This window comes from Myxococcaceae bacterium JPH2, assembly GCA_016458225.1.
In the GTDB taxonomy this organism is placed as follows: domain Bacteria; phylum Myxococcota; class Myxococcia; order Myxococcales; family Myxococcaceae; genus Citreicoccus.
In genome coordinates this window covers 76,068-101,921 of record JAEMGR010000019.1, presented here as the reverse complement: position 1 = coordinate 101,921, position 25,854 = coordinate 76,068, and the positions used below count along the sequence as shown (strand labels likewise).

Sequence of the window (25,854 nt, the reverse complement as noted above, 5' to 3'; positions counted from 1 at the left end):
GCTCGGCGTGACGCGACGGGGCTCCGGTGGCTTGATCCACCGGGGCCCTGTTCATGTCAGGGGCTCAGCCCGCTCGCTCGTGCTGCTGGAGACGCCCATACGTCTCGGTGACCTTCTCCGCGATCCGGGTGACCTCCGCGACCAGCTCCGGATCCACGGGCGCAGGGCCGTGCTCGGCCACGAAGAACGCGACGGGACGACCGCGCACGCGCAGGGGCGCGACCAGGAGATGGGACGCGGGCTCGCACAGGGCCGCGAAGATGGTCTCGTCCTGAGGGCAGTCCGGCGCGCTGAACACGCGAGGCGCCCCGCTCGACAGCGCGGAGGCGAAGAGGGATGGCGACTCCAGGTCGACGGACAGGGCCGCGACCTGCGGGCTCTCGCTGCCAGCGCCCCAGGCTCGGCCAACTCGCGCGAGGCCGAAGCTCTCTCCCAACAGGAACGCACGACGGAAGCGCCCCGCGCTGTAGGCCAGGAGCAGCTTGCCCACGAGGCCCTGCGTGCCCACGCGCTCCAGGACCGCAAGGAGCTGCTCGGCGCTGACGGCGGGCCCCTCCGTGGGCGTCTCCAGCGACGCACTCGCGGCCGCGAGCAACGCCATCGCTGCTTCGTTGCCATCGGCGGGTGGCTGCCACGGCTGCATGAAGTCCCACGCCGAGGCCAGGGCCACGTTGTCACCCTCGGGCGCGGCCGAAGCGGGTGCGTCGAGCTCCACCGCGCGCCCCTTCCACGCTGGCTCCGAAGACTCCTTCGCCGGCTCCCCATGTCCCTGCCAGCCGACGAACTCCCACGTCGAAGCGAGTTGCATCGGCTCATCCGAAGCCGGGCCGAGATCATCGAGTTCGATGGGGACTCGAATGCGCCGCTCGGGGATTGGGGCCGGCTCGGAGGGAGCGGACTCCAGCCCCCACGCGGGAGCGGATGGACCAGCAGCGTCATCCTGAACGGCCGCGATGGGCATGGGCATGGGCGACGCTTCTGTGAGCGTGCCGGCGCGTGCCGGCTGGGACTGGAGTGAGCTCGAGCCTGCTTCGCTCTCGGGCTCCGTCAGGCGCGGACCGGGCTCGCTCGCAGAGTGAGCGGGGACCTGCGCTGCGGAGACTTCGCGCGCTTCGTTCTGTCGTGCGGCCGTTGGCAGCGAAGCATCGTGAGCCGTGGCCTTGGACTCAGGATCTTGAGCCGACTTCGGATCCGTATGCGGTGCCAACTGCGCTTCGGTCGCGGACTCCGTCTCGTTCACGGCGAGGGAGGAACTGGATTCGGTTGCCGGTGTGGCGGGCTTGGGTTCCGTGCCTCGCGCAGGCCCTTCGTCCGAGGACTTCTCCATCCGGGCAGGTGCCACATCCCCTGTTACCCGAACGTCTGGTGCACTCACGGGCGCTTGGGGCTCCGGAGCGTGCACCACTTGGGGCGCCCCCTTCGCGCTCCCCTGCTCTGCGTCTAGTTCGAGCAACCCGATGGGGGCCGCCGTGTCTCCCGTCGGCTCGGCGGACACGAGTTCCACTTCGAACAGCGCGATGGACGCGGCCGTGTCGCCCGCATGTCCCGCGGCATTGGGCTCTCCTTGACGCAACTCAACGGGCGATGCCGTGGAGTCCATCTGCGGCGTGGACACGGGCTCTGGCACCCGGCCATCGGCGCCCTCGCTGCTCGTTCCGTCGGCGTCTCGCACCACGCTGACGGGCGCTACGACAGCGGCATGCTCGGGAGTCGAGGACTCAGGCACTCCCATCACGTCGCGAGGCGAGTCTCCCGCGGCGCGCTCGAGGGTCTCGGCATCGACAAGCGCGAGGTCCTCGCGCTGCGGCTCCACCCCAGCCGGGGTGTCCACTCCCACGAGCGCGGCGAGTTCAGCCGAAGCTGGCAGCGCGCTGGGCACGTCGGTCGAGGCAGCTTCGACTGCGGTGGACCGCTTCGAATCGGGCTCCCCGGCAATGGCGGGAAGCGGGACGGATGCCCACTGTTCCTCGCTCGGCGGAGCACCGACTTCGGACCGCGGCGCTCCCTCCGCGGCAAAGGCAGGACTGCTCGCCTTGGCGTCCTGAGTGGATCCGAAGGGCTCGGGTGTAATGCCCGATTCGGCAACCAGTTCGAAGGCATCCGCTGAATCCGTCAGCAGCGACTCCACACGCGTTGCTTCATTCGATGGAGTGGCGGCGGTGAGGTTCGCGACGGGCTGTGGATCCTCGTGCGACGACACCGCCACATCGAGGACGATTGGTGCGGCCTCGTGCGCTTCCGTCGTCTGCATCGCGCTCTGCGCGGGTTCTGAGACTTGGGCTGTCGACGGCGGTGCTTGCTCGAATGCCGGCTCGCGCTCCTCGATCGTCGCCGACGGTGTCGCAGCGACGAGGACGGGTTCGGCTTCTGTCGCGACCGCAGACAGGTCCAAGAGCGACGCGTCTTCGTGCGTCGTCGGTGCGAGCCCATCTTCCGTCGCGCTCGACGGGGTGGGCTGGAGACTCTCGACGCCCATCAACTCCGAAGCCGCGGCATCGCCCCACGACAACTCGGTGAAGGACACAGGGACCGGCGCAGCATCAACGGTGTCGAGTCCCGGGGCTTCGCTGAACTCAATAGGCGCCGCGGCAACGAGGTCTGCGGCAGCCTCTGCCAGCAGAGAGGGCGTCTCTGGGGCAGGCGTTGCCGGTGACTCGACGGGCGACTCTGTCGCTGGAGACGCTGGCTGAGCATCGAACGCCGAGGCCCACGTGGAGCTCTCTTCTGGCGCCGATGATCCTTCGCTCGGCCGTGATTCCTGCACATCGACCGGCGAAGGAGCGTGTTCGACGGCTCGCTGCGAGCCCAGCTCCACGCCAGGTTCGCGCGTGGACTCCTGCGGCTCCGCAAGTACCACCGGCGCACTGTCCACATCGATGTCGAGGACATCCGAATCGATGGCCTCGATGTCCTCGATCGGCTCCAGCGCGAGTGGATCCGCCGATTCGCTTTCGCTGGCGTCGGCCGACAGAGACTCGGCTCCTGCCACGAACAGCGGAGGCGTTGGGATGACCGCCTCGGGCATGCGACGCGGTGGCTCGGCGAGCGGCGGCATCCCTGCTTCCGTCACAGCGGTCAACGCCCCGGGAGGGAACGCGCTGGGCGGCTGAGTGCTCGACGGGCTGGGACGCAATCCTGGCTCAAGCGGCGGAAGTCCTGCCGCGCTCGGGGCTCCGCCAGCAGAAGGCACGGGCCGAGACTGCGGTTGCGGAACCTGTCCCATTACGGGTTGCGCGACCGGACGCAGCGCGCCTGGCGGAAGCGGTCCCGTGGGTGGACGAACTCCTGCGTCTCCCGCGAACGCGCCGGTGCCCTGCGAGGCGGGCATGCCTTGCGGCGTCAGTTGTCCCGGCACCAAAGTGGTGGACGGCTTCACGCCAACGGGACTGCCCTGCACCGGCGGGCCACGGCCCGTATCAAGGGGGCCCTGAGGCCGAGGCGCCATGCCTGGCGGCGCTCCTGGTGGGGCGCGCGTCACGCCACCTGGCAACGGCGCGCCAATCGGGGGAGGCATCGCAGTCACGCCCGGGCGCGGTGCCATGGCGGGCGCGGCCTCGGCTGGCGGCATCGGAGGACTTGCTGGACGCGGAGCGTTCCCAGGTGCGGCAGCTTGCGCTGCGGCATCCACCGCCAGCATCGGAGGGCCACCTGCTCGCGTCGCGGAACCCGGGCTGGATGCATGGGCTCCAGGGGCTGAGGGCATTGCAGGGCCAACCGGGTGTGCCGGTGCGCCCGGACCTACGTTCGGGTGGACGCTGTCAGGCCGAGCCGTCGGGGGCACGCCTGGGCGGGACGCCATGGAAGACGACACACCCTCGGGTGATGGCACTGGCGGGCCTGCTGGCCGCGCACCCATTCCTGGCGCTCCGGACACGCGTCCAGCTTCACCTGGCGGCATCGGCGGCCCTGAAGGGCGAGCCATCCCGGGTGGCGGCATGCTCCCTGGAGACATCCCCGGCGCCATTGGAGACCCGGGCGGGCGCGCCGGAGTCCCCTGGGCAGGCCCCGGAGGTCGTGAGGCCATTGGCGGCGGCCCCACGGGCTTCGGGGCCATTCCGGGCGGCGGCGAACCGCTCGGGGCATTGGTGCGCATCCCGGGCGGAATCACTCCTCCTGGGGCACCCGCTGTGCTCGCAGTTCCCGGCGGCGCGCCTGTAGGCCGCGCCATCATTCCGGGAGGCTGGGCCATGCCCGCGCCTCGATCTTCTCCTCCCACCGGACTCAGGCCCGGAGATGACGGACGGCGAGGAGGCTCCCCCGCGCTGGGCCCCGATACCGCGGGCATTCCTGGCGAGGAGGGTCGCGATACACCTCCCGCAGGAGGCCCACCCGCTCGCGACTGCATGCCGGGCGGCTGCGCGGAGCCGCTCGGCGTGGCCCCCGTCACAATCGGCGCTGCGGGCCCCTGCGCTCCCGCCACTCGTGACTGCATTCCGGGCGGCTGCGTGGTTCCGCTCGACATGACGCCCGTCACAATCGGCGCCGCTGCGTCCTGCGCTCCCGCCGCTCGCGACTGCATTCCGGGCGGCTGCGTGGATCCGCTCGGCATGACGCCCGTCACGATGGGCGCTGCGAACTCCTGCGCTCCTGCTCGCGACTGCATTCCAGGCGGCTGCGCGGCTCCAGTCGGACTGGCGCCCATCGCGATGGGCGCCGCTGACTCATGCCCTCCCGCCGTGCGCGCCTGCATTCCAGGCGGCTGCATGGGCGCCGTAGGGCGCGCGGGAGGCGGAGCCACAGGTGCTCGAGGTGGCTCCGACGGAGCGAGGCGCGGTGGCGATGAGGGCCTGGCTCCCGCGAGCGGAGACAACACGGGCGGCCCTCCTGTGGGCCCAGCCGAAAGCACGGGCGGCGCGACCTGCGCCTCTCCGTCCTCCGTGAAGTCGATCATCGCTTCCGGTGGCGCGAGTGCCCCTCCGTTGCCGCGCAGGGGCGCCGTGTCCCCGGTCTCCGAGCCCCACTGCACCGCGGCCGCATCGACAGGCTCCGCGTCATCACTCAGGAACTGCCCCGGCGCGAGTCCTCCGAACATCGCCGCCGCACCCGGCTCGGCACGCACCGGCGCTGGAGGCATCGAAGCCGGAGGAGCCACGGGCGCCATCGCGGCGGGCCTGCCAGGAGGAGCCACGGGCAGCGGTGCCGCCGGGCGACGCGCCGCCGACACCGCCTTCGGCCGCGACGAGCGCACCGGCCGCTGAATCCCATAGCGCCGAAGCTGATACTCGAAGAGCCGAAGCTCGGGCGTCACGTGCGGGATGATGCGCAGCCCCGTGATGAAGCCGAGCGCATCCACGTGCTGGATCTCCAGCGGGCTCGCCAGGGCGACCTTCAGCCGCCGCCCCTCCTGCGCCAACGGAAACGCGAGGTGCTTCTCCGCCTGCGCCGCCGTCAGCAGCTTGAGCGCCGCCTCGGGGACGACGTCGAAGTCCGCCTCCATCGCCACCGGCAGGCGCATCTGCTCGCCCAGCGCCATGCCCAGCGTGTCGATGTCCAGCCACCCCATCTCCACCAGATGGGACCCCAGCCGGCCGCCGTAGATGAGCTGGGAGTTCAACGCCTCGTCGAGCTGCGCCTGCGTGATGAGGCCCTTGCGGACCAGGATCGCTCCGAGCTTTTCGGCCATGGGAGGGCCGATTCTAGACAGCTTCCGCCGTCCGGTACTGGCCCCATTGGTCCGGGCGGGGCACAGCCTCACCACCCGGGGTACGCTCGACGTGAAATCACGAACACTCCGAGCACGCGAATCCGCTTGGGCTCAGCGAGGGCCGCGCCGGTAGATGTCCGGCGTGTTGACCTCCATGAAGGTCGAGGGATGGGCCAGGGGTGTGAACCCGGACTGCGCATACAGCCCGTGGGCATCCCGGGTGGCCAGCAGCCACCGCCGCAAGCCCTGCAGCTCGGGGTGGGCCATGATGCAGGTCATCAGCCACTTCCCCAACCCATGGCCTCGGGTGGACTCGGAGACGAACACGTCCGCGATGTACGCGAACGTGGCGAAGTCCGTCATCACGCGAGCAAAGCCCACCAGCTCGCCGGTGTCTTGCGCGTACACCCCGAACGGCAGCGAGTTTGCGCAGGCACGCCGCACCACTTCCAGCGGAATGCCCGCCGCCCAGTAGGACGTCTGGAGGAACTGGTGCACCCGCTCCACGTCAACCCGTGCGCGGTCCGTGCTGATGACAAAGCCGTCCCGCGTCCACTCCTGGGTCTGCATCCCGCGACTCCGTCAGTAGGCGTTCTTCGACAAGAAGCCCCCCAGCGCGGTCCGCAGGAGGATCTTCAGGTCCATGAGCAGCGACCAGTTCTCGATATAATAGAGGTCGTACTCGATGCGCTTTTGAATGGAGGTCTGGCCGCGCAGGCCGTTGACCTGCGCCCAGCCGGTGATGCCCGCCTTCACCTTGTGCCGCAGGTGGTAGCGCGGAATCTGGCGCTTGAACTCCTCGATGAACACAGGGCGCTCGGGGCGGGGACCCACGAGGCTCATGTCGCCGCGCAGCACGTTGAAGAACTGGGGCAGCTCGTCGATGGAGTACTTGCGCAGGAACGTCCCGATGGGCGTGCGCCGCGGATCATCCGCGCGGGCCATCGTCGCGCCCTGCACCTCCGCGTCGATGCGCATCGTGCGGAACTTGAGGATGGGGAAGGTTTGCCCATCCATCCCCATGCGCTCCTGGCGGTAGAGCACCGGGCCGCGGCTGGTCAGCTTCACCGCGAACGCCGTCAGCAGCATCAGCGGCCCGCTCAGCATGATGGCCAGCAGGGAGAAGAGGATGTCGAAGGCGCGCTTGGCCACGCGGCTCCAGCCATCCATCGGGTCGCCCTGGAGGCTGATGATGGGAAGCCCGCCGAACTCCTCCAGCCCGCCGTACAGCGTGATGTACTGGTACAGGTCCGGCACCACCTTCACGTCCACCGTGCGCAGCGCCAGCTGCTCCATCAGCGGCTTGACGTGCGCCTGGTCCTCCAGCGGCACCGCGATGATGACCTGATCCACCGGCCGCGCATCCAGCACCGCGTCCACTTCGGCCACGTGGCCAACGACCTGCACGCCGTTGACCCACTGCCCCACCTTCTCCGGGCGCAGCGTCAGCAGGCCCGTCACGCGGAAGCCCAGCTCGCGGTGGCCCTCCACCGTCTCAATCACGCGGTGGCCCAGCTCTCCCGCGCCGATGACGAGGATGGACTTGAGGTTGAAGCCGCGCCGACGCACCTCGCTCAGCACCAGCCGGAAGGCCAGGCGCGACAGCGAGATGAAGATGAAGGCGTAGAGGACGAAGATGGCCAGCGTCAGGCGCGAGTACCGCTCTCGCGCGAAGTACGTCAGCGCCACCAGGATGAGGGTGGCGGTGATGGTGGCCTTGAAGAGTTCGAACAGCTCGCCCACGTTCGTGCGCGAGCGGTTCGTCGCGTACAGCCGAGCCTGCTGGAACGTCACCGGGAAGATGACGAGCACCATGGTCAGCGAGACGAGCGTCTCGTCCCACGGCGGGATGCCCTCGGTGATGGGCACCACCCCGGAGAAGCGCGTGACGTAGGCAAGCCCGAACGCCAACGCGAGCATCACCACGTCGGCGGCGACCTTGATGGACGTGTAGAAGCGCTGGAGACGACCGAACACTTCTGTGCTCCCGGGAACAAACCGTTTGAGTGGCCTGCCCCCCTGCAAGACCCACACCCTGGGGCCGTCGGGCCGTCATTTCCTGGACAGCCCGGATACGCAGGGCCTCCTAGCATGCCGTTCGTCGTGAAACCAATAGGTTGGCCGGACGAACGACTCGCACGGAGCGTGAGGGATGACGGGGGACCCTCGGGAAGTTGGGGAGGGGACGGACAGCCTTGTCACACCGTTGGGGGGCGCGTGGACACTTTGGCTCGGAGCGCCTCGACCTCGGCCTGGATGCCTCGCTGAAAGCTCGCGCGGGAGAAGCGCTCGGCTTGCGCGCGGGCAGCCTCCGGACGGAAGCCGGGCTCCCAGGCGGCGAAGCGGTGCACGGTGTCGATGAGCGCCTCGGGGGTCTGCTCGGAGAAGAACAGGCCGGTGCGGTCGGTCACGGTCTCCAGCGCCCCACCCCGCCCGAGCGCGAGGACGGGGCGGCCGGTCGCCTGGGCCTCCAGGGGGGTGATTCCGAAGTCCTCCTCCGGCGTGAAGATGAGCGCGCGCGCATCGCGATAGAGGGTCGGCAGGGCCTCGTCCGGCACGGAGCCGAGGAAGCGGATGTGCGGCGGCAGCGGTCCGGACGTGAGGCGCGCGGCCTCCTGGCCGGTGCCCACCACCCACAGGGGCGTGTCCAGGTGGCGGAAGGCCTCCAGCGCCACGTCGAGCCGCTTGTAGGGCGCGAACGCCCCGAGCCACAGGAAGTAGCCCCCCTGCCCTCCGCCCTCGAGCGGGAGGCGTGTGAAGCGCTCCAGCTCCACGGGCGGATGAACGACGGAGGCCTCGCGGCCCCAGAAGCGACGGATCTTCCCGGCGATGTGGCGGCTGTTCGCGACGAAGCGGTCCACGCCCGCCGCCGTGGTGCGATCCCACCGCTGGAGGTACGGGCGCACCGCTCTGGCCGCGGCGCGCACGGGCACGCTCGCTCGACCCGGGCCGAAGTAGTCGTCGAAGAGATCCCACATGTACCGCATGGGCGCGTGCACGTAGCTCAGGTGGGGCACATCGCTCGGGTGCCTCAGGCCCTTGGCCACGCAGTGGCTGGAGGAGAGGACCAGGTCATAGCGGCCCTCCAGCCGGAGGGACTCGATGGCGCGGGGGAACAGCGGGAGGAAGTGCCGGTAGCGCGCGTGGATGCCCGGGATGTGCTGGAGGAAGGACGTGATGATGCGTCGCTCCTCGATGCGCGGCGGCTGGCTGCCGGGCTGATGGACGAGGGTGTACAGGTCCGCGTCGGGGTACAGCTCGCAGAGGGCGTCGAGGACGCGCTCTCCGCCGCGGTGGGTGACGAGCCAGTCGTGGACGAGGGCGACCTTCACGGGGCGCGCCTTGTAGCACCCACAGACGCGCCGCGCCGCCCTTCCCGCCCCAAGGTCGCCTGTCCGCTCGCGGGGCACGTGACGCGCCAGGAGCGCCCGCCGTGTGGTAGGCCGGACGTGTGGCCACCCTCCTCATCGACCTGCGCATGGTGCGCGGCCGCTTGCATGGCATCGCGCGCTACGCGCTGGAGCTGGCGCGGCGCCTGCCCGCGCTCGCCCCGGACCTGCACTTCGCCGCACTCGCGCCACCCGAGGGTCTGCCCACGGACCTGGGCGAGCTGACACCGCGGATGCCCGTGCACCGCGCGCTGGCGGGGTTCCTCTCGCCCTGGGAGCAGCCCGCCCTGGCGGCGGACCTGGCGCGCCTGTCGCCCCGGCTGTTCCACGCGACGTCGTTCTCGCTGCCCCTGCTGTGGCGCGGTCCGCTGGTCGCCACGCTGCATGACGCCAACCACGTCGCGCTGCCGGAGAACTACTCGCCGGCCCAGGCCATCTACTACCGCGCGGTCGTCGGCCCTCGGGCGCGCCGGGCCTCCGCGCTCCTCACCGTGTCCGAGTTCTCGCGGGACGAACTCGCGCGTCACCTGAGCCTGTCGCCGTATCGCATCCAGGTCATCCACAACGGCGTGGACGCGCGCTTCCAGCCCCCGTCCGCCAGCGAGGCGCGGGCATTCCGCGAGCGCCACGAGCTGCCGGCCCGCTACGTGGCCGCGGTGGGCAACGCCAAGGCGCACAAGAACCTCGCCCTCCTCCAGCACGTCGCCCCCGAGCTGCCCGTGCCCGTGGTGCTCCTGGCGGGCCGCGGCGCGGTGGCGCATGAGCTGGGACTGCACGAGAACGTCGTGGACCTGGAGGAGTTGCCCGAGTCCGACATGCCGCTGTTCTACGGCGCGGCGGCGGCGCTCCTGCTGCCCTCGAAGTACGAGGGCTTCGGCCTGCCCGCGCTGGAGGCCATGGCCACGGGCTGCCCCGCGCTCGTGGCGGACGCGACCTCCCTTCCCGAAGTGGTGGGGAACGCCGCGGTGCGCCTGCCTCCGGATGACGCCCAGGCCTGGAAGGACGCCACGCTGCGCATCCTCCGGGACGAGGTCCAACGGCGCGAACTCATCGAGCTGGGACGCGAGCGCGCCGCGCGCTTCACCTGGGACGACTGCGCGGTGCGCACGCTGGCGACCTACCGACGCGCGCTCGCGACCCCGCAGGGCTGAGGCCTCCGCTAGGCGCGGGGGACGTCCGTCTCCGGGTGGACCTCGCCGCGCAGCACCTCGCTGCCGTCGGCCAGTCCCAGCCCCCAGACGAACATGAACGACAGGTGCACGCTGGGGTGGAACGGCAGGTAGTGCACCAGCGCCAGCACGTGGAAGCCGACGAAGGACAGCAGCGCGCCCGTGGCCGCCAGCGAGCCCGCGCGGTGCCTGCGAACCAGCGCGCGCGCCAGGAGCCCGTGCATCAGCACGAGCAACAGCAGGCCCACGAGCCCCGTCTCCGCCCAAGCCGTCAGCCACAGGTTGTGGGAGTCCGTGGCCAGGAGGTCCGTGATGCCCGTCTCGGCCTGCGTCGCGAGGGCCGCCGGCTTGTGGTTGCCGAAGCCCACGCCCACCCACGGATGCTCGCGCACGAGCTGCCAGCCCACGGACATCGCCAGCGAGCGCTCGCCGCTGCCGAACAGGTTGTCCACGGCCTTGGCGAAGCGCTCGCGCCACGCGGGGGTCACCGCCACGGCGACCACCAACGCCACGGCCACCAACAGGCCCGCGCGACGGGGCGTACCTCGAAGGAGGAGCAGCAGCGCCAGCACGCACACGCCCAACGCCGCGCCGAGTGCCGCTCGCGCGAATGCACCGTAGAGCGAGAGAAGCAGGCCCATCACCACCGCGCCCGCGAGCAGGCGGCGTCGCAAGGAGCGCGCCTCCCCCAGCACGGCCAGGGCCGGCCCCAGCGCGGCGATGGCTCCGTGCGCGAAGCGCAGGCGATGGAAGAAGAAGCCTCCGGCCGCGTAGCGCGGCTCCTCCTCCGTGCCGAAGTTCTCATGCAGGCGAGACAGGTTGAGCTTGAGGAACCCAGGCGGCTCCCATGGCCAGCGCACGCGGTGCTGGAAGAAGCCAAGCGCCGCCGCCACCAGCCAGCCCCCCGCGACGATGCCCGCGAGCATGAGCCATGGCACGCCCAACGTGCCCACGCACGCCACCGCCGCACCCGCCACCGTGTCCAGCGCCTGGCCATAGCGCGCGCCGCGAGGCCACTTCGAGGCCGCGCCCGTCATCAACGCCACCGCAGGGGACACGAGCTGCCATCCGCACAACGCCACGCTGGCCAGGACGAAAGCGCGAACATCCGACGGGAGCCGCAGGCGACGTGACACCGCGAGCCAGAGTGCCACCGCCATGCTCAACACCGCGCCGGCCTGGAGCACGGCTTCGGCGAGGACGAGCCCCACCGCATACAGGCCCAGGACACAGGAGACGAGGCGACCCAGACGAGCGCTGGAGTGACGAAGGTGTTCAGGGTTCATGGCGGGCCTCACCCACGCGAGGCGCCGCGCAGGCTACCTCACCGCCGGCCGTCGTCGCGGATGTCGTGAAGTCCCCCTGACAGAAGGCAGGAAGGGGCGCCCTAGCGCAGGGCGAACCAGCGACGCGGGAGGTGGACCCAGCCCTCGCCGCGCAGCCACAAAGTGGCGGCGGCCACGGACAACAAGAACATGGGCATCCACGCGGCCACCGGGGGAGCCAACCGCTCCGAGAGCACCAGCGTGCGGCAGATGACGATGATGCCCCACATCGCCACGGTGATGAGCAGCCCCTCGACGATGGCCGCGGTCAGGTGCCCTCGGCGATTCGTGCGCAGCGCCAGGCCCACGGCCAGCAACGCGGCAGGCAGCCCTGCCAGCGAGTAGGCGAAGCGGTTGTGCATGGCGAGTTCGTACTGGCGCGTGTCCAACCCCACCTCCGCGCGCGCCACCACCTGCTCCCGCAGCTCGCGCACCCGCATCTGCTCGGGCCGCCCCGGACGAATGCGGAAGGTGCGCGCGCCCACGCCCAGGTCCACCTCGCGGGACGCGTCCTGACGAACCTGCGTGCGCCCGTCGTCCGTGAAGGAGCGCTCGATGACGTCCGTCAGCTCCCAGCGCGTGCCGTCCACGGATTGCATGTGGGCCGCGTCCAGGCGACTGCGCAGGCGGAAGTCCTTCGTGAGCGTGAGGACGGAGACATTGTCGAAGCCGCCCTGCGCATCACCGCCCCGCAGGAAGAAGATCTGATCGCCCCGGCGGAACCACTGCTTCGGCGTGTAGTACAGGCCCCAGTCGCCCCAGCGATTGAAGCGCTGGGTGGTGATGTCATCCACGCGGCGCCCGGCATGCGTGGCCACGTTCTCCTCGAAGAACACCAGCCCCACGCACGCCACCAGGGCACACACGCCAATCGGGACGTAGAGCGCCGAGGGACCGAAGGTGAGCGCGCGCATCGCCGTCACCTCGCCTCGCTTGCGCAGCGACGACACCGTGGTCCCGGCGGCCAAGAGCAGCGCCGCGGGCCCGAGCTGCTGCACGGACACCAGCCCCTTGTAGCCGTACAGCTTCATCACGTCCCACACCCAGCCCTCGCCGCCATACGCCTTCGCCCGGTCGACGAAGTCCACGACGAGGAACACCGCCACCACGCCCGCCAGGATGCCCACGAAGCTGAGCAGGTACGTGCGCAACACGTAGCCGAAGAGCGTGCCCCTCACCGCACCGTCCCCGAGCGACTCACGCGCACCATCGCCACCACGCCCAGCACCATGAACAGCACGTTGGCGAGCTGCCCTGACAGCAGCACCGGCATCTTCCCCTGCTGCCCCAGCTGCTCGAACGCGCGGCTCAGGAGGTAGTACAGGACGTATCCGCCCAGCGTGAGCAAGTAGCCCCAAGCCCGCCCCGCCTGCCGTCGCCCGATGGCGAGCGGCGTGGCCAGCAGCGCGAAGGCCACGGGCGCGAGCGCGTTGCCCAGCCGGCTGTGCAGCGCCATCAAGAAGGGCTTGGGATCCTCCTGTCGCTCCTCCGCGTCCTTGGCCGCGGCGATCAACTCCACGGGCGTCAGCTCCTCCTTCGGCGAGCGGAAGCGATTGCGGCGCGTCAGCGAGCCGCCGATGCCCACGTTCATCTCCGCCCGCTCGAAGCCGACGACGCTGTAGTCCGACGAGGAGCGATTGGCGCGGTGCACCTCGCCCTCCTCCAGCGCGATGGTGAGCCCCTCGCCTTTCGACGCGCCGACCTTCCCGCGGTGCGCGAGAACCAGCAGGGGGGCACTCGGGTCGCGGTCGTCATGGAGGAGGACGTTCGTCCATGCGCCTCCAGGCGTGACTCGCTCCGCGTACAACGTCAGGTCGCTCAGGTCCTCGTAGAACACGCCGGACTTCACGTCGCCGGCGACGTTCTTCTGGATGACCTCGTTGACCAGGTCCTTCACGCTGGTGAGCCCCCAGGGCTCCGCGGTGGACGTGAGCAGACACATGAGCGCGCTGAGCACCACGCCCACGGCCAGCGGCGCCGCCAGCAACTGCATCGGACCAATCCCCAAGGCCTGGAGCGCGGTCAGCTCCCGGTCCTCACCCAACCGCCCCAATCCGAGCAGGATGGCCAGCAGGAAGGCGATGGGCAGCGCCATCACCAGGAAGTGCGGCGACAGGTACGCGATGAGCCGGCCCAGGTCCCCCAACGTCACCGCGGATCCGAGCAGCACCTCCGTGCCGCGCAGGAACTGCATGACGAAGAGCAACAGGAACATGAACGCCAGCCACACCGCGAGGGGGACCAGCAGCTCCCGGAGCAGGTATCGCGCGAGCAGCTTCACGGACTCGCCCGGAGCCCCCGCGCGCCAATGTCCGAGCGGAAGTGCATGCCCTCGAAGCGCACCGCGGACACCGCCGCGTAAGCCCGCTCACGCGCCTGCACGAGGTCGTCTCCTCGCGCGCACACCGTGAGCACCCGGCCACCCGCCGTCACCAGCGCGCTGTCCTTCTGAGCCACGCCCGCGAGGAACACGAAGCCGTCGGCCGGCACCGCGCCGAGCCCGTCGATGCGCTGCCCCTTGCGCGGCGCCTCGGGATACCCCTCCGCCGCCATCACCACGCCCACCGACACGCCGGGCCGCTGGACCAGCGGGCGCGACACCAACGTCCCCCGTGCACACGCATCGAGCAACGGCAGCAGGTCCTCGCCGAGCTGGAGCATCAGCACCTGCGTCTCCGGGTCTCCGAAGCGCGCGTTGAACTCCAGCACCTTGGGCCCGCTCTTCGTCAGCATCAGCCCCGCGTAGAGCACGCCGCGAAGGGGCGTCCCGCGCGCCTTCAGCGCCGCCAGCGTGGGCGCGATGACGCGCTCCCCGGCCTCGATGAGCGCTTCGCCCGTGAGGAAAGGCACGGGGCAGAACGCGCCCATGCCGCCCGTGTTGGGGCCCGAGTCACCGTCCCACACCCGCTTGTGGTCCTGCGACAAGGGCAGGAGCACGTAGCGCTCGCCGTCGCACAGGGCCATGAGCGACACCTCCTCGCCCTCGAGCAACTCCTCCAGGACCATGCGCTGGCCCGCCGAGCCCATGGCCCCCACCGCGCGCACACCCTCGCGAGCGGTCTCGACATCCGGTGCCACGATGACGCCCTTGCCCGCAGCCAGTCCGTCCGCCTTCACCACGATGCGGCCCTGGGCGACCGCGTAGGCCTCGGCTTCGGCCACGTCCGTGAACACGCGGAAGGCCGCGGTGGGCACGCCCGCCTCGGCCATGATCTCCTTCGCGAAGGCCTTGGAGCCCTCGATGCGCGCGGCGGCGGCCACGGGGCCGAAGCAGGGGATGCCCGCAGCCTCGAGCGCATCCGCCACGCCCGCGACCAGCGGAGCCTCAGGCCCCACCACGACCAGGTCCACCTTCTCCGCGCGCGCCAGGGCGACGACGGCCTCGGGGGACTCGGCGTTCACCGGCACGTTGGTGCCAAACTGCGCGGTCCCCGGGTTGCCGGGACCGCACAGCAGCTTCGTGAGCCGGGGGCTCTGGGACAGCTTCCACGCGAGCGCGTGCTCACGTCCACCCGAGCCAAGCAGCAGGACCTTCACGTCAACCTCGCTGGTTCAACAGATAGAGCAAGCGCTTGGCGGGGAGGTTCTCCGCGTCCAACCCCACCACGCGCAGCAGCGTCGCGCTCGAAGTCGCCGGATGCGTGTCCGCCTCCAGCTCCGCCAGCTTCACCTGGGCCGTCAACAGCGACTGGGACAACCGGAGCGCCTCGCGCAGCGAACGCTTGGCGGGCTCGACCTGGCGCGCATCGGCCAGCGCGAGCCCCAGCGCCAGATGCGCCACCGGAAGCTGCCGACCCACCGTCACGGCCTGCGTCGCCAGGCTGCGCGCCGCCGTCGCGTTGCCCGCGCGCAGCGCGATGAGCGAGCGGTAGGCCAGCGCGTTCGCGTTGTTGCTGTCGACCTCGAGCACGGCCTTGAAGTGGCGCTCCGCCACGTCGACCGCCCCCTGCTCGAAGCGCAGGAGGCCCTCGTACAGCAGGGGACGCACGTCCTCCGGATGCCCCTCGCCGAGCGCGAGGATGACACCCTCCGTGCCCTCCAGCGTGTCCTCGGGGCGCAGCCAGAAGCGCGTCACCGCGGGCCGAGGTGCCAGCCGCTGCGGGTCCCCGTCCTGCGCCTGGAAGAGGATGCGGAAAGTCTCATCCCGTCGGGTTCCACCCGCCGCCGCCGCCACGCCCGCCAGCAGCTTCGCGTCCAGTCGCCGGCCGTCCAGCTCCACCGACTGCTGGAAGCGCTCCAGCGCCTCGGCGGGCTTCTTCTCCAGGAGCAGCACGCGGCCCTCCAGGAGCTTCTCGAGCGCGCCGTCCTCCAGACGTCCCTGGCACGCCTTCCAGTGCGTCCGCGCCTTCGCCGCGTCCTTGCGGCCCAGCGAGACGAGCAGGAGCTGGAGATGCGCCTCGGGCAGGTTGGGCATCAAGCCCAAGGCTTCGTCGGCGGCCTTCGCCGCCGCTTCCGCATTGCCCGCCGTCCGCTCCGCCGCCGCCAGGTGTGCGAGCACCTCGGCGACCTCTCGCGGGGCATAGCGAGCGCGGCCCTTCAGCAAGGAGCGAAGCTCGCGCGCCGCGGCGCCGGGACTTCCTTCACTCTGGTAGCGCAGCACCGCGAGCGCCAGCGGAGCCCGCAGGTCTCCTGCCTGCGACTTCACGCGGGCCTCGTACAGCCGCCGCGCCTCGGTCGGCTCGCCCACTTCCTGGTAGATGCGCGCGAGCGCCGCCAGGCTGTCCCAGTCCGTGGGGTCCAGCTCCAGTCGCTTGCGCAGCTTCTCCAGCGCGAGCGAGTACTCGCCCGCGGCCTCGTGCGCGAGCGCGCGGTAGAAGTGCACGCGCTTGAGGTCCGGCGCCAACTCCAGCGCCGAGTCGAACCGCTCGCGAGCCAGCTCCTTCGACGTGGACAGGTACGCGCGCCCCAGCACCAGGTACGCCTCGGCCTTCTGCGCCGGCGTGGCCGTCTTCAGGGCCAGCACCGAGTCGGCCAGCGTGCGCGCCCGCTCCCACAGTTCGGGCTGGCGCGAGCGCGTGAGCAGCAGGTTCGCGTGGGCCACCAGCAGCGCAGGCAGATGATCCGTGCGGCCCTCCGCGGCCTCCACCAGCCCGCGCGCCTCCTGGAAGGTGGCTTCGTCCATGCCCGCGCCCTGGCCGAGCGCCACGGACTGGACATATCCCGCCACGGCCGCGTCGTTGCGCGGGTCCAACAACAGCGCCTGCTGGAACGACTCCTCCGCCTCCGCGTAGGCGCGGCGCTGCTCTCGTCCGAGCAGAGCCACGCCCTCGGCGTACTGCGCATCGCTGGTCCCCGACAGGTCCAGATACTGGAGGCGCCATCGCCCCAGCGCCGCCTCGATGGCCTCGGGAACCGCCTGGGAGCGCGCCGCCGTCGCCACCGTCCCCGCCTCGAGCTGCCGCGGCTTCAGGACGAAGAAGTACCCACCCGCGCCCGCCGCACCGAGCAACAGGACGACGAGCGCCGCCAGCGGGCCCTTGCTGCGGCCCGAGTCGAGCCGAGCCACCCGCGCAGGCGCGACCGCCACGTGAGAAGTCCGCGTGATGGTCCGAGCACCGCTGCGAGGCTCGGCGCCCAGCGCGGGCGCCGGAGCGGCCCGCGAGCCACTCCGGGGCTCCACGCTCAGCGAGGGCGCCTCGCCGTCCGGTGCCGACAGCAGCGGCAGGTCCAGGTCCGTCCCCGGCGCCGAGCGAGCGACGACCGCGGGCGACGGCGCCGGCGCGCGCTGCCGACAGTCGTCACACATGCCGAGTGCCTGGTCGAACGGATCCGTCAGCGGCTTGCCGCACGTGCGGCATCCCGACGTGGCCTCGGCCTGGGCCGGCGAGGCGGCAACAGGAGCGGGAGTCCGCTGGCCCAACGAGACGACGACCGCCGGCGCGGTGCGCCCTGCGCCAGGCGTGGGCGGCAGTTCCTGCGGAGCCGGGCCCAGGAAGTCGAGCAGGGGATCGCCCGACGGCACGGCAGACGACGGCACGCCCAGGTCCGCGAACGGGTCCACCTGTGCTGCCCCCGGCCCCTGAGGCGCCGGCGCGGCGAAGTCAGCGAACGGGTCCGCGCTGGCCACCGGAGTCCGGGGAGCCGCACGGGGCGCGGGAGCCGCCCGAGCACCCGGCGCGGCCGCGGGCCGAGAACCACTGCGAGGCTCCGGGCTCAGCGTGGGTGGCGCGGCGCCTCCGCTGCTCCGAGGCTCGGCACCCAACGCGGGCGCGGCGGCGTTGTCGGGACTGCTCCGAGGCTCGGCTCCGAGGGCCGGAGCCCCCGCGGACGAAGCCGTGGGGTCTCGCTTCACGAGCTGGAGGTGCCGACAGCGCGGGCACTGGGCACGGACACCCTTGGGCGAGATCAACCGATCGTCGATCGCGTAGGCGGCCGCGCATTTCTGACAGACGATGCGCATGGATTCAGTGGCGGAAGTGTCGCACTCCCGTCACCACCATGGCCATCCCCTGTTCGTCCGCGGCGGCGATAACCTCCGCGTCACGCACCGAACCTCCTGGGTGGATGACGGCCGTGGCCCCGGCTCGGGCCGCCGCGTCGAGTCCGTCCCGGAAGGGGAAGAAGGCGTCCGAGGCCACGGCGCTCCCCTTGAGGGCCTCGCCCCCTCGGGACTGGGCGATGCGCACCGAGTCCACCCGGTTCGTCTGCCCGCCGCCCTGCGCCAACAGCTGCGCCTCCGACGCGAAGACGATGGCGTTGCTCTTCACGTGCTTGCAGACCTTCCACGCGAAGCGCAGCGCCCGCTCCTCGTCCGGCGTGGGCGCGCGCTTGGAGACGACCTTCCACTCCAGCGGCGGCTCCACGGCGTCGCGGTCCATCAGCAACAGCCCGCCCGACACGCTGCGTCCATCCAGCTGGGCCCGAGGACGGGCCGTGGGAGACGCCAGCGCGGGGCCCGCCTCCAAGAGCCGCAGGTTCTTCTTGGCCGCCAGCACCTGGAGCGCGGCGGGCGAATACGACGGCGCGATGACCGCCTCCAGGAAGGTCTCCGCCATGGCCTTCGCCACGGACTCGTCCACCTCCCGGTTGAGGGCGACGATGCCGCCGAACGCGGACACCTCGTCCACCTTGCGCGCGGTGCGGTACGCCGTCTCCAGCGAGTCATCCACCGCCACGCCGCACGGCGTGTTGTGCTTGATGATGACGGCGCACGGGCGCTCGGGGAACTCGAGGACGAGGCCCAGCGCCGCGTCCAGGTCCAGGATGTTGTTGTACGAGAGCTCCTTGCCCTGGAGCACCTTCGCGAACGCCACCGTCGGCTCCGGCGGAGCCAGGCGCTCGCGGTAGAAGGCGCCGCGCTGATGGGGGTTCTCGCCGTAGCGCAGACCCTGGGCCTTCTCGAACGTGAGCGACAGCTCCTCGGGGAACGGCTCACCCGCCTGCGAGGACAGCCACCCGGAGATGGACGCGTCGTAGGCCGCGGTGTGCGCGAAGGCCTTGCGCATCAGGCGGCGACGGGTCGCCTCGCCCACCGCCTTGCCCGCCTCCAGCTCGGCCAGCACCGCCGGATAGTCATCCGGATCCACCACCACCGCGACGTGCTTGAAGTTCTTCGCCGACGCGCGAACCATCGCCGGACCGCCGATGTCGATCTGCTCGATGATCGCGTCCTCGGACGCGCCCGAGGCCACCGTCTGGCGGAACGGATAGAGGTTCACGGCCACGAGGGAGATGGGCTCGATGCGATTCGCCGCCATCTCCGCCCGGTCGCTCTCCAAGTCGGGGCGCCCCAGGAGTCCACCGTGGATGCGGGGATGCAGCGTCTTCACCCGGCCGCCAAGAATCTCGGGGCTCTGGGTGTGCTCGGAGACCTGCGTCGCGGGGACTCCCGCGCCCTTCAAGGTCTCCAGCGTGCCTCCCGTGGACAGGAGGCGGAAGCCCAACCGAACCAGGCCTTGGGCAAAGGGAACCAGACCGCGTTTATCGGAAACGCTCAGTAGGGCCAGCACGTCTGCGCCTCGGTTTGCGGGAGGCGGCGGTCCTAGCAACCACCCCCCAGGGTGTCAACGCAACACGTTGGACACCCGTCCGCAGGCGACATCACGCTCGACTCCCCTCAGGGCTTGCGAGCGGACACAGGAGGATCGGTCTCGGTGGCCTCGCGCAGCTTCATGAGCCCGCGCGTCTCCACCTGACGGATGCGCTCGCGCGTGAGGTTCATGATCTCCCCCACCTCCTCGAGCGTGATGCCCCCCTTCTCCGCCACGTCCAGGGCGCAGGTGTGCTCGAGCTCCCAGATTTCCTTGTCCGGGAAGTTGAGCTTGATGGAGCCCGTCTCGGGGTTCACGTCCAAGTAGAGGTTGTGCTTGCAGGAGACGAACAAGCACGGACGCGGGCCGTTGACGCAGTCCGCGCGCGTGCGCGGGCGCTCGTCATCCACGGTCTTCAGGAGGTCTCCCTCCTCCGGGTCCAGCTGGCCCGCGAGCCGGCGACGGCGCAGGTCCCTGGCCATCTCCTTGCGCGACATCGTCTTGGAGCGACGGCGCTCCGCGGGCTGCTCCTCCGCTTCTCCCCCATCGCCCTCTAGCTGCTTCACTTCCGACATGTCCCCTCCAGAATCTTTGGAGTCTATCCGGTTCCCTGGGGCCGGCATTCTATTGCGAACGGATCGTTTCGTCTTCGCGAGCCGTGACAGCGCTGCCTAGCCGGGCCACATCCCGGACCAGATCCTGCGCTCTTTGCCTCAGCGTTGCCAACTCCGCCTCGAGCACACGCCGGTGTGACCCGGCCGTGCTCCGCTCCCCCAGCTCCTCCTGAAAGCCATCGAGCACCTCGGCCAGATCGCGCTCCAACTGGTCGATGTGGTTGCGGTGAAACACGAACGAGCGGCGGATGTCCTCCAGGGTGTGCCCCTCCGCCATCATCCGCTTGATGACATTGATGCGGCGCACGGCTTCCACCGGATAGAGCCCGAGGCTCCCCTGGTGCTTGCCCTTGCGCCCCACCCGTCGGCTGCGCGGTAGCAGGCCAGCCTGGACGTACTTGCGAAACGTCGCCTCCGAGAGGCGAACCCCCCGAGGTCGAAAGATTTCCAGGATGGCCGTCGCGGGCAGCCCCCCCGCGTTTTCGCGCTCGATGCGTTCGAGCTCGTCGGGGTCGAGCAACTCCATGGATTCCATTGAATATAACCTACTGAATGGAGCGCATGTGTGCCAGAACGGCCCCATCGGTGTCAAGGTCGACCAGGACGAACGCCGAGCGGGCGCGACGGCGCGAACGCGACGAGAAGGGCCTCGACGCAGCGAGTCAGATCGCGGCTGGAGACGGCACGAAACGGCGCGGCGGAGGGCTCACGCTCGCGTCACGACTCGGTGAAGTTCGAAGGGGTCAGCGCCCAGTGGTGGCGCGGAAGTCTCGCGACACGGAGCCGTTGGCTGGGATGGTGACACTGAGCGACTTCGCGCCGCTCGGATGTTCGAAGGTGAGCTTGTAGGTGCCGGCGGCGAGGCGATAGGACGCCAGGCCCTGGACCTCGCCCAGCCGCTTCCCGTCGAGGAAGACGGTGGCGTACGGCGAGGCCCTCAACTTGAGGGTCCCCAGGGCCACCACCCCCGCATCCGCAGGAGCGGAGGACACGGTGGGAGGTGGCACGGTCGGGCGCCGAGGCTCGTCAGCGAGGGCCGCCTCGCGCTTGAGCCCCTCGACCTCGACCTCGGACTCCGAGGCGGACTTCACCTGCCCCGTGTCGCCGCCTTTGTGCGCGGGGACGGCAGGGCCGGACTCGCTGGGCTTCGTCAGTTGCGCAACAGTGTCCGAAGGAGCCGTGACCACGGGGGCGGACTCAGGCGGATTCGCCTGTCGCGAGTCGTTACCGACCTGGGCGGGGACGGCCGGGGCAGGCCCGGGAGTCATCGGCTGCTGGGCGGCCGGATTCGCGACGACCGAGGGAGACGTGGCGGCGGGCTCCGAGCGAGACGCAACCGGCGACTCCTCCGAAGAGCGCGCCCGAGGTACGGCCACGAACCCGATGAGCCCCGCGAGTCCAAGTGCGCCCGCGCCTACCCAAGGCCACGCCTTGCGGCCCTTCGCCGCGACATGGGCAGAGCCTGCTCCCAGAGCACCTTCAGAGGAAGCGTGCCCTGCTCGCCCGGCCGTCCTCACGCCATCCGCACGGCTGGGGCCGACTTCGCCGGGGCGTGATGACGGCGCAGCCGAGGCACCTGCTCCATTCAGGAGCGCGGGCTTCCCCTCGACACCGGCGACTCCGCTTGAGGGCCCCGACGCCACCGATGCAGCGTTGTCTCCACCCGCGAGCGCAACCTGCGCAGCCGCAGCGCTGCCCTTGCCGACCTGCGCAGCCTGTGCGGCGGATGCACTCGCCTCACTCGACTGTCGGACCGGTGCGGCCGAAGCATCCGCGCCACGCGGGAGTTCCACCGGCTTGGCGGACCCCACGGACCTGCGCGGGAGTTCTGACTGCGCATCGGCATCGTCGAGCTCGTCCGGCGCGGCGCCAAGGGCCCCGTGCGCGCCTTCCCTCAACGCCGGCACTGAGATGGTCGACACGTCTTCGCCGCGAGGTGCGCGCTCAGCGGCGCCTCGGTCCGCGGACGCTGCGTCTGGCGTGCCTGACCGCACCGCGGCGATCGGAGCGGCCACGGGCGGCAGCGAGGGGACCGCAGCCCCTGCGGGCCGCACCGACAGGCGCACCGCGGGCAGCGGCATCATCGGCGTTGCCGCGGGAGGAAGCTCCGGCGAGCCATCCTCACGACGAGGCAGCACCACCGTGGCCGCATCCACATCTTCGTCTGGAGAGAGTCGCTCCCCTGCGAGGGGACGGTCGCGACCGGGCCGCATCACCGCCGTGGGCTCGCGCGCAACGGGAACAGCAGGAGACTCCACGCCCCCAGACGCACCACCCTGCCCCACGTGAGAGCGGTCGCGCACCGCGGGCAGGGCCACATAGGTGGCGGCCTCGGGGAAGAGGCGGCGCAGGAACATCCCCACGTTCGTGTCATCCACCGAACGCGCATGCTGAAGCGCGCTCTGGGCCAGCGCCCGCTCCAGCTCCGCCGCGGTCTGGAAGCGCGCCTGAGGGTCGCGATGGAGCGCTCGCATCACTGCCGCATCGAGATCCGCGGGCACGTCGGGATTGAGCCGAGCGGGCGGCGGAATCAGGGAGTGCTGCACCGCGCGCAGCACCGCCACCTCGGAGTCGCCCTCGAACAGACGGCCCCCGGTGAGCATCTCCCACAGCACCACGCCCAGGGCGAAGATGTCCGTGCGCGCGTCCACCGCCTCGCCCCGAGCCTGCTCGGGCGACATGTACGCGAACTTGCCCTTGAGGACACCCGGCTGTGACAGCCGGTTGCCCGCCTTGGCGATGCCGAAGTCCGTCAGCTTCACGGCGCCGTCGAAGGACAAGAGCACGTTGTGCGGCGTGACATCGCGGTGCACCAGATGGAGGTGCTCGCCGTTGATCTTCAGGCGATGTGCCGCGTGCAATGCCCGAGCGACCTCCGCGCCGATGTGAGCCACCAGCGTCGGCGGGGTGGGCGAGAGCTGCTCCTTGCACCGCTTGCGCAGCTCCCACAACGAGCAGCCGCGCACGTACTCCATGGCCAGGTAGTACGTGTCCTCGTGCTTATCGAAGTCGAAGATCTGCACCACGTTGGCGTGGTTCAGCCGCGAGGCCAGCCGCGCCTCGGCGATGAACATCTGGACGAACTCGGAGTCGCTCGCCAGGAACGCGCGCACGCGCTTGATGACGACTTCCTTCTCGAAGCCCTCCGGTCCTCGGGCCGTGCACAGGTAGATCTCCGCCATGCCGCCCTCGGCGAGCTTGCGGCGGACGACGTACTTCCCAATGCGGGTTCCGGCTTCGAGCGTCACGCGTGCATCCGAGGCGGGCCTAGTCGAGCTTCACGCTCACCACGTTGAGGTCGATGGGACGAACCTCGATGCGGCGGCTCACGGTCCGCTTCAGCTCGGGGTTGGAGAACTTGCAGTCATACGTACCCACCCGCAGCTCCACTTCCTTGAAGGGAGTCTCGCCCAGCTTGCGCCCGTTGCAGCTCACCTCGGCCCAGGGCGTGGCCACGAAGCGAACCAGCGCCATGCGATCGCCGCCCTTCGGCTCGCCGCGAACCACCTCGCGCGCGGGAGTCGCGCGCGGCTCGGCCGGCTTTGACTCAGGGCGAGCCGGCACAACAGCGCGCGGCGGAGTCGCTTCGCGCGGTGTGGTCTCCTTCGGCGCGGCCGTGGGCGCAGTCTGCGGAGCAGGCGCGGGGGTGGCCGCAGCCTGGGGGGCCGTGGCGGCTGCGACGGTCGTCGCGGGAGTGGGCGCGGCCTGCGGCGAAGGCGTCACAGCGGGCGCATTCGTCGCGGGAGCCACCTGCGTCGCAGCGCCCTTCTCCGGCGGAGGCTGGGTCCTCACGGGTGGAGGCGGCGGCCGCAGCGCGGGCGGGTTCAGGGGCGCCGTGGCAGCGGGCTCCGCATCAGGGCGCAAGAGCAGCCACAACGCGAGGGCCGCCAACACCACCGCCGCGCCGATTCCTCCCCACAGCCCCACGCGGCTCGAACGCGCCGACCCCTCGGTCACCGAAAGCGTCGCGTGCTCCGTGAGCGTGTCGGTCCGCGGCGGAACAGGCCGCATCGCCGGAACGGACACGCGCGAAGGACCGCGACCACTCACAGCCGGAGCAGGCTCCGCCACCGGCACTCCCGCCCGAGACACCCGCGCCTCGGGCCCCGGAGTCGCGCGGGCAATGGACACGCCCGAGCGCGACGCCGCACGAGGCTCGGCCACGGGTCCAGCGTCCGCCGCGGGCACACCGCGCGACGAGGTGGGCGAAGGCCGCGCCACCGCCCGTGCATCCATCGTGGGCGCGTCCTCCTCCACGGCGGGGCGCAGCGGCTGGCGCAGCGACACCGTCGCGCTTCGGGACGCGGCGCGATGATCCACCGTGGGCGCGTCCTCGTCCTCCTCGAGGTCTGGCCGCGCCGTCGGTGGGAAGCTCAGGCCCCGGGGCTCCATCATCGCCAGGGTGGGCGCATCCTCCTCCACCACCGGCGGCATCCCCGGTCGAGACGGACGCGCCTCCGCGGCCGGCAGCCCCTCTCCCTCCAGCCGCTGTGCGGGCACCATCCGCGAGGCCCGAGCCGGGGTGATCGGATCCACCGCGCGCCGAGTCCCCGTGGAGGCGCGAGGCGGCTCGGCCTCGGGCTCATCGCGGCGCAGCTCCGGGCGGCTGGGACGATTCGCGTGGGCCGTGCGCGGCCGCAGCGTGGCGGTGGGCTCGCTCTCCGAGCGCCCCGTGTTCGGCGGCAGCGAAGGCTTCAGGCCCGTGCGCCGCGCGGGGCTGGCCGAATCAGCCCGGGCCGAGGACGGCGCCGACTCGGAATCCTCGACGAGGAACTCCCCCGCGCGCGACTCCTCCGCCAGGCGCTCGGCGAAGGCCTCCTTCATGAAGGCGCCCAGGTGCGCCGTGGAGGACGGCAGCCGGTTCTGGCTCAGCCAGTCCTCGAGCGCCAGCTGCAGGTGCAGCGCCTCCTGGAAGCGAGCCTCGGGCTCCTTCGCGAGCGCCTTGAGCACGATGGCATCCAGGCTCTGCGGCACCCGCGGCGCCACCTGCGACGGCACGGCCACCTGGCACTCGGCCACCGCCGCCAGCGTCTGCAGATCCGAGGGGCGCTTGAAGAGGCGCGCGCCCGTGAGCAGCTCGTAGAGCACCACGCCCAGCGCGAACACGTCCGAGCGGCAATCCACGCGCATCCCCGCGGCCTGCTCCGGGGACATGTACGAGTACTTGCCCTTGAGCACCCCGGAGCGCGTGACGGTGGCCTGATCCGCCGCCTTGGCGATGCCGAAGTCCACCACCTTCACGCCACCCTCGAACGTCACGAGGATGTTCTGCGGCGACACGTCCCGGTGGACGATGCCCAAGGGCCGCCCCGCCGCGTCCGCCTTCTTGTGCGCGTAGTCCAGGCCCGCGCACGCCTCGATGAGGATGCGACACGCCAGGGGGACCGGCAGCGGCTGACCTACCGCCTCGGACTGCTTCCACACGCGCCGCACGTCCGCGCCGTGGATGTACTCCATGGCGATGAAGTACGTGTCCGCTTCCGCCCCCAGGTTGAAGATCTGCACCACGTTGGGGTGGTTGAGCCGAGCGGCGATGCGCGCCTCGTCCAGGAACATCCGGACGAACTCCGCGTTCTCCGTCAGGTGCGGGAGGATCCGCTTGAGGACCAACAGCTTCTCGAAGCCCTCCGGGCCCTGCTGGCGCGCCAGGTAGATCTGCGCCATCCCGCCCATGGCGAGCCGCTTGAGGAGTTGGTAGCTGCCGTAGGTTTCGATGGACACGGCCCGGCCGCGCGAGAAAGGC

At 70.9% G+C, this 25,854-nt stretch carries 15 protein-coding genes; 1 reads left to right on the top strand and 14 read right to left on the bottom strand.

Annotated elements, in window-relative coordinates:
- Nucleotides 1-64 precede the first annotated feature (64 nt).
- The 4 genes from JGU66_25865 to JGU66_25850 form a co-directional block, all read right to left on the bottom strand.
- Entirely contained in the window at nt 65-5,623 is a 5,559-nt protein-coding gene (locus tag JGU66_25865; protein MBJ6764217.1) for a hypothetical protein, read from the bottom strand.
- Between the two features lie 132 nt (nt 5,624-5,755).
- A complete protein-coding gene (locus JGU66_25860) occupies nt 5,756-6,214 on the bottom strand; it encodes a GNAT family N-acetyltransferase (protein ID MBJ6764216.1) in 459 nt (152 codons plus the stop codon).
- A gap of 12 nt (nt 6,215-6,226) precedes the next feature.
- The gene (locus JGU66_25855; GenBank protein ID MBJ6764215.1) at nt 6,227-7,621 is read right to left on the bottom strand and encodes an undecaprenyl-phosphate glucose phosphotransferase; all 1,395 of its coding nucleotides are present in this window, start codon (nt 7,619-7,621) and stop codon (nt 6,227-6,229) included.
- Between the two features lie 221 nt (nt 7,622-7,842).
- A complete protein-coding gene (locus JGU66_25850) occupies nt 7,843-8,976 on the bottom strand; it encodes a glycosyltransferase (protein ID MBJ6764214.1) in 1,134 nt (377 codons plus the stop codon).
- A 146-nt stretch (nt 8,977-9,122) separates the two neighbouring features.
- Here JGU66_25850 and JGU66_25845 point away from each other — a divergent pair, with 146 nt between their 5' ends.
- Complete coding sequence (locus tag JGU66_25845; GenBank protein MBJ6764213.1) at nt 9,123-10,184, top strand: glycosyltransferase family 4 protein; 1,062 nt, start codon at nt 9,123-9,125, stop codon at nt 10,182-10,184.
- 8 nt (nt 10,185-10,192) lie between these two features.
- Here JGU66_25845 and JGU66_25840 read toward each other — a convergent pair whose 3' ends face one another.
- The 10 genes from JGU66_25840 to JGU66_25795 all read right to left on the bottom strand — a co-directional run bounded on the left by JGU66_25840 (nt 10,193) and on the right by JGU66_25795 (nt 25,832).
- Nucleotides 10,193-11,488 (bottom strand): O-antigen ligase family protein, encoded by a 1,296-nt coding sequence (locus JGU66_25840; GenBank protein ID MBJ6764212.1) that lies wholly within the window; start codon nt 11,486-11,488, stop codon nt 10,193-10,195.
- Nucleotides 11,489-11,589: 101 nt separating this feature from the next.
- Nucleotides 11,590-12,705 carry an LptF/LptG family permease gene (locus JGU66_25835; protein MBJ6764211.1) on the bottom strand — a complete coding sequence of 372 codons (1,116 nt, stop codon included), beginning with the start codon at nt 12,703-12,705 and terminating at the stop codon, nt 11,590-11,592.
- Nucleotides 12,702-13,808, bottom strand: coding sequence for an LptF/LptG family permease (locus JGU66_25830; protein ID MBJ6764210.1), 1,107 nt, complete (start codon nt 13,806-13,808; stop codon nt 12,702-12,704). The genes JGU66_25835 and JGU66_25830 overlap by 4 nt, the downstream gene beginning before the upstream one ends.
- Nucleotides 13,805-15,064, bottom strand: coding sequence for a phosphoribosylamine--glycine ligase (gene purD / locus JGU66_25825; GenBank protein MBJ6764209.1), 1,260 nt, complete (start codon nt 15,062-15,064; stop codon nt 13,805-13,807). Before purD ends, JGU66_25830 begins: the two co-directional genes overlap by 4 nt.
- 1 nt (nt 15,065) lies before the next feature.
- Nucleotides 15,066-17,927, bottom strand: a complete 2,862-nt coding sequence (locus JGU66_25820; GenBank protein MBJ6764208.1) for a zinc-ribbon domain-containing protein — start codon at nt 17,925-17,927, stop codon at nt 15,066-15,068.
- A gap of 4 nt (nt 17,928-17,931) precedes the next feature.
- A complete protein-coding gene (gene purH / locus JGU66_25815; GenBank protein ID MBJ6764207.1) occupies nt 17,932-19,476 on the bottom strand; it encodes a bifunctional phosphoribosylaminoimidazolecarboxamide formyltransferase/IMP cyclohydrolase in 1,545 nt (514 codons plus the stop codon).
- Between the two features lie 107 nt (nt 19,477-19,583).
- On the bottom strand, nt 19,584-20,072 hold the full coding sequence (locus JGU66_25810; GenBank protein MBJ6764206.1) for a DNA-binding protein: 489 nt from the start codon (nt 20,070-20,072) through the stop codon (nt 19,584-19,586).
- 49 nt (nt 20,073-20,121) lie between these two features.
- Entirely contained in the window at nt 20,122-20,646 is a 525-nt protein-coding gene (locus tag JGU66_25805; protein ID MBJ6764205.1) for a MerR family transcriptional regulator, read from the bottom strand.
- Nucleotides 20,647-20,854: 208 nt separating this feature from the next.
- A complete protein-coding gene (locus JGU66_25800) occupies nt 20,855-23,359 on the bottom strand; it encodes a protein kinase (GenBank protein ID MBJ6764204.1) in 2,505 nt (834 codons plus the stop codon).
- Between the two features lie 19 nt (nt 23,360-23,378).
- Nucleotides 23,379-25,832: a protein kinase gene (locus JGU66_25795; protein ID MBJ6764203.1), complete on the bottom strand. Its 2,454-nt coding sequence runs from the start codon at nt 25,830-25,832 to the stop codon at nt 23,379-23,381.
- Nucleotides 25,833-25,854 lie beyond the last annotated feature (22 nt).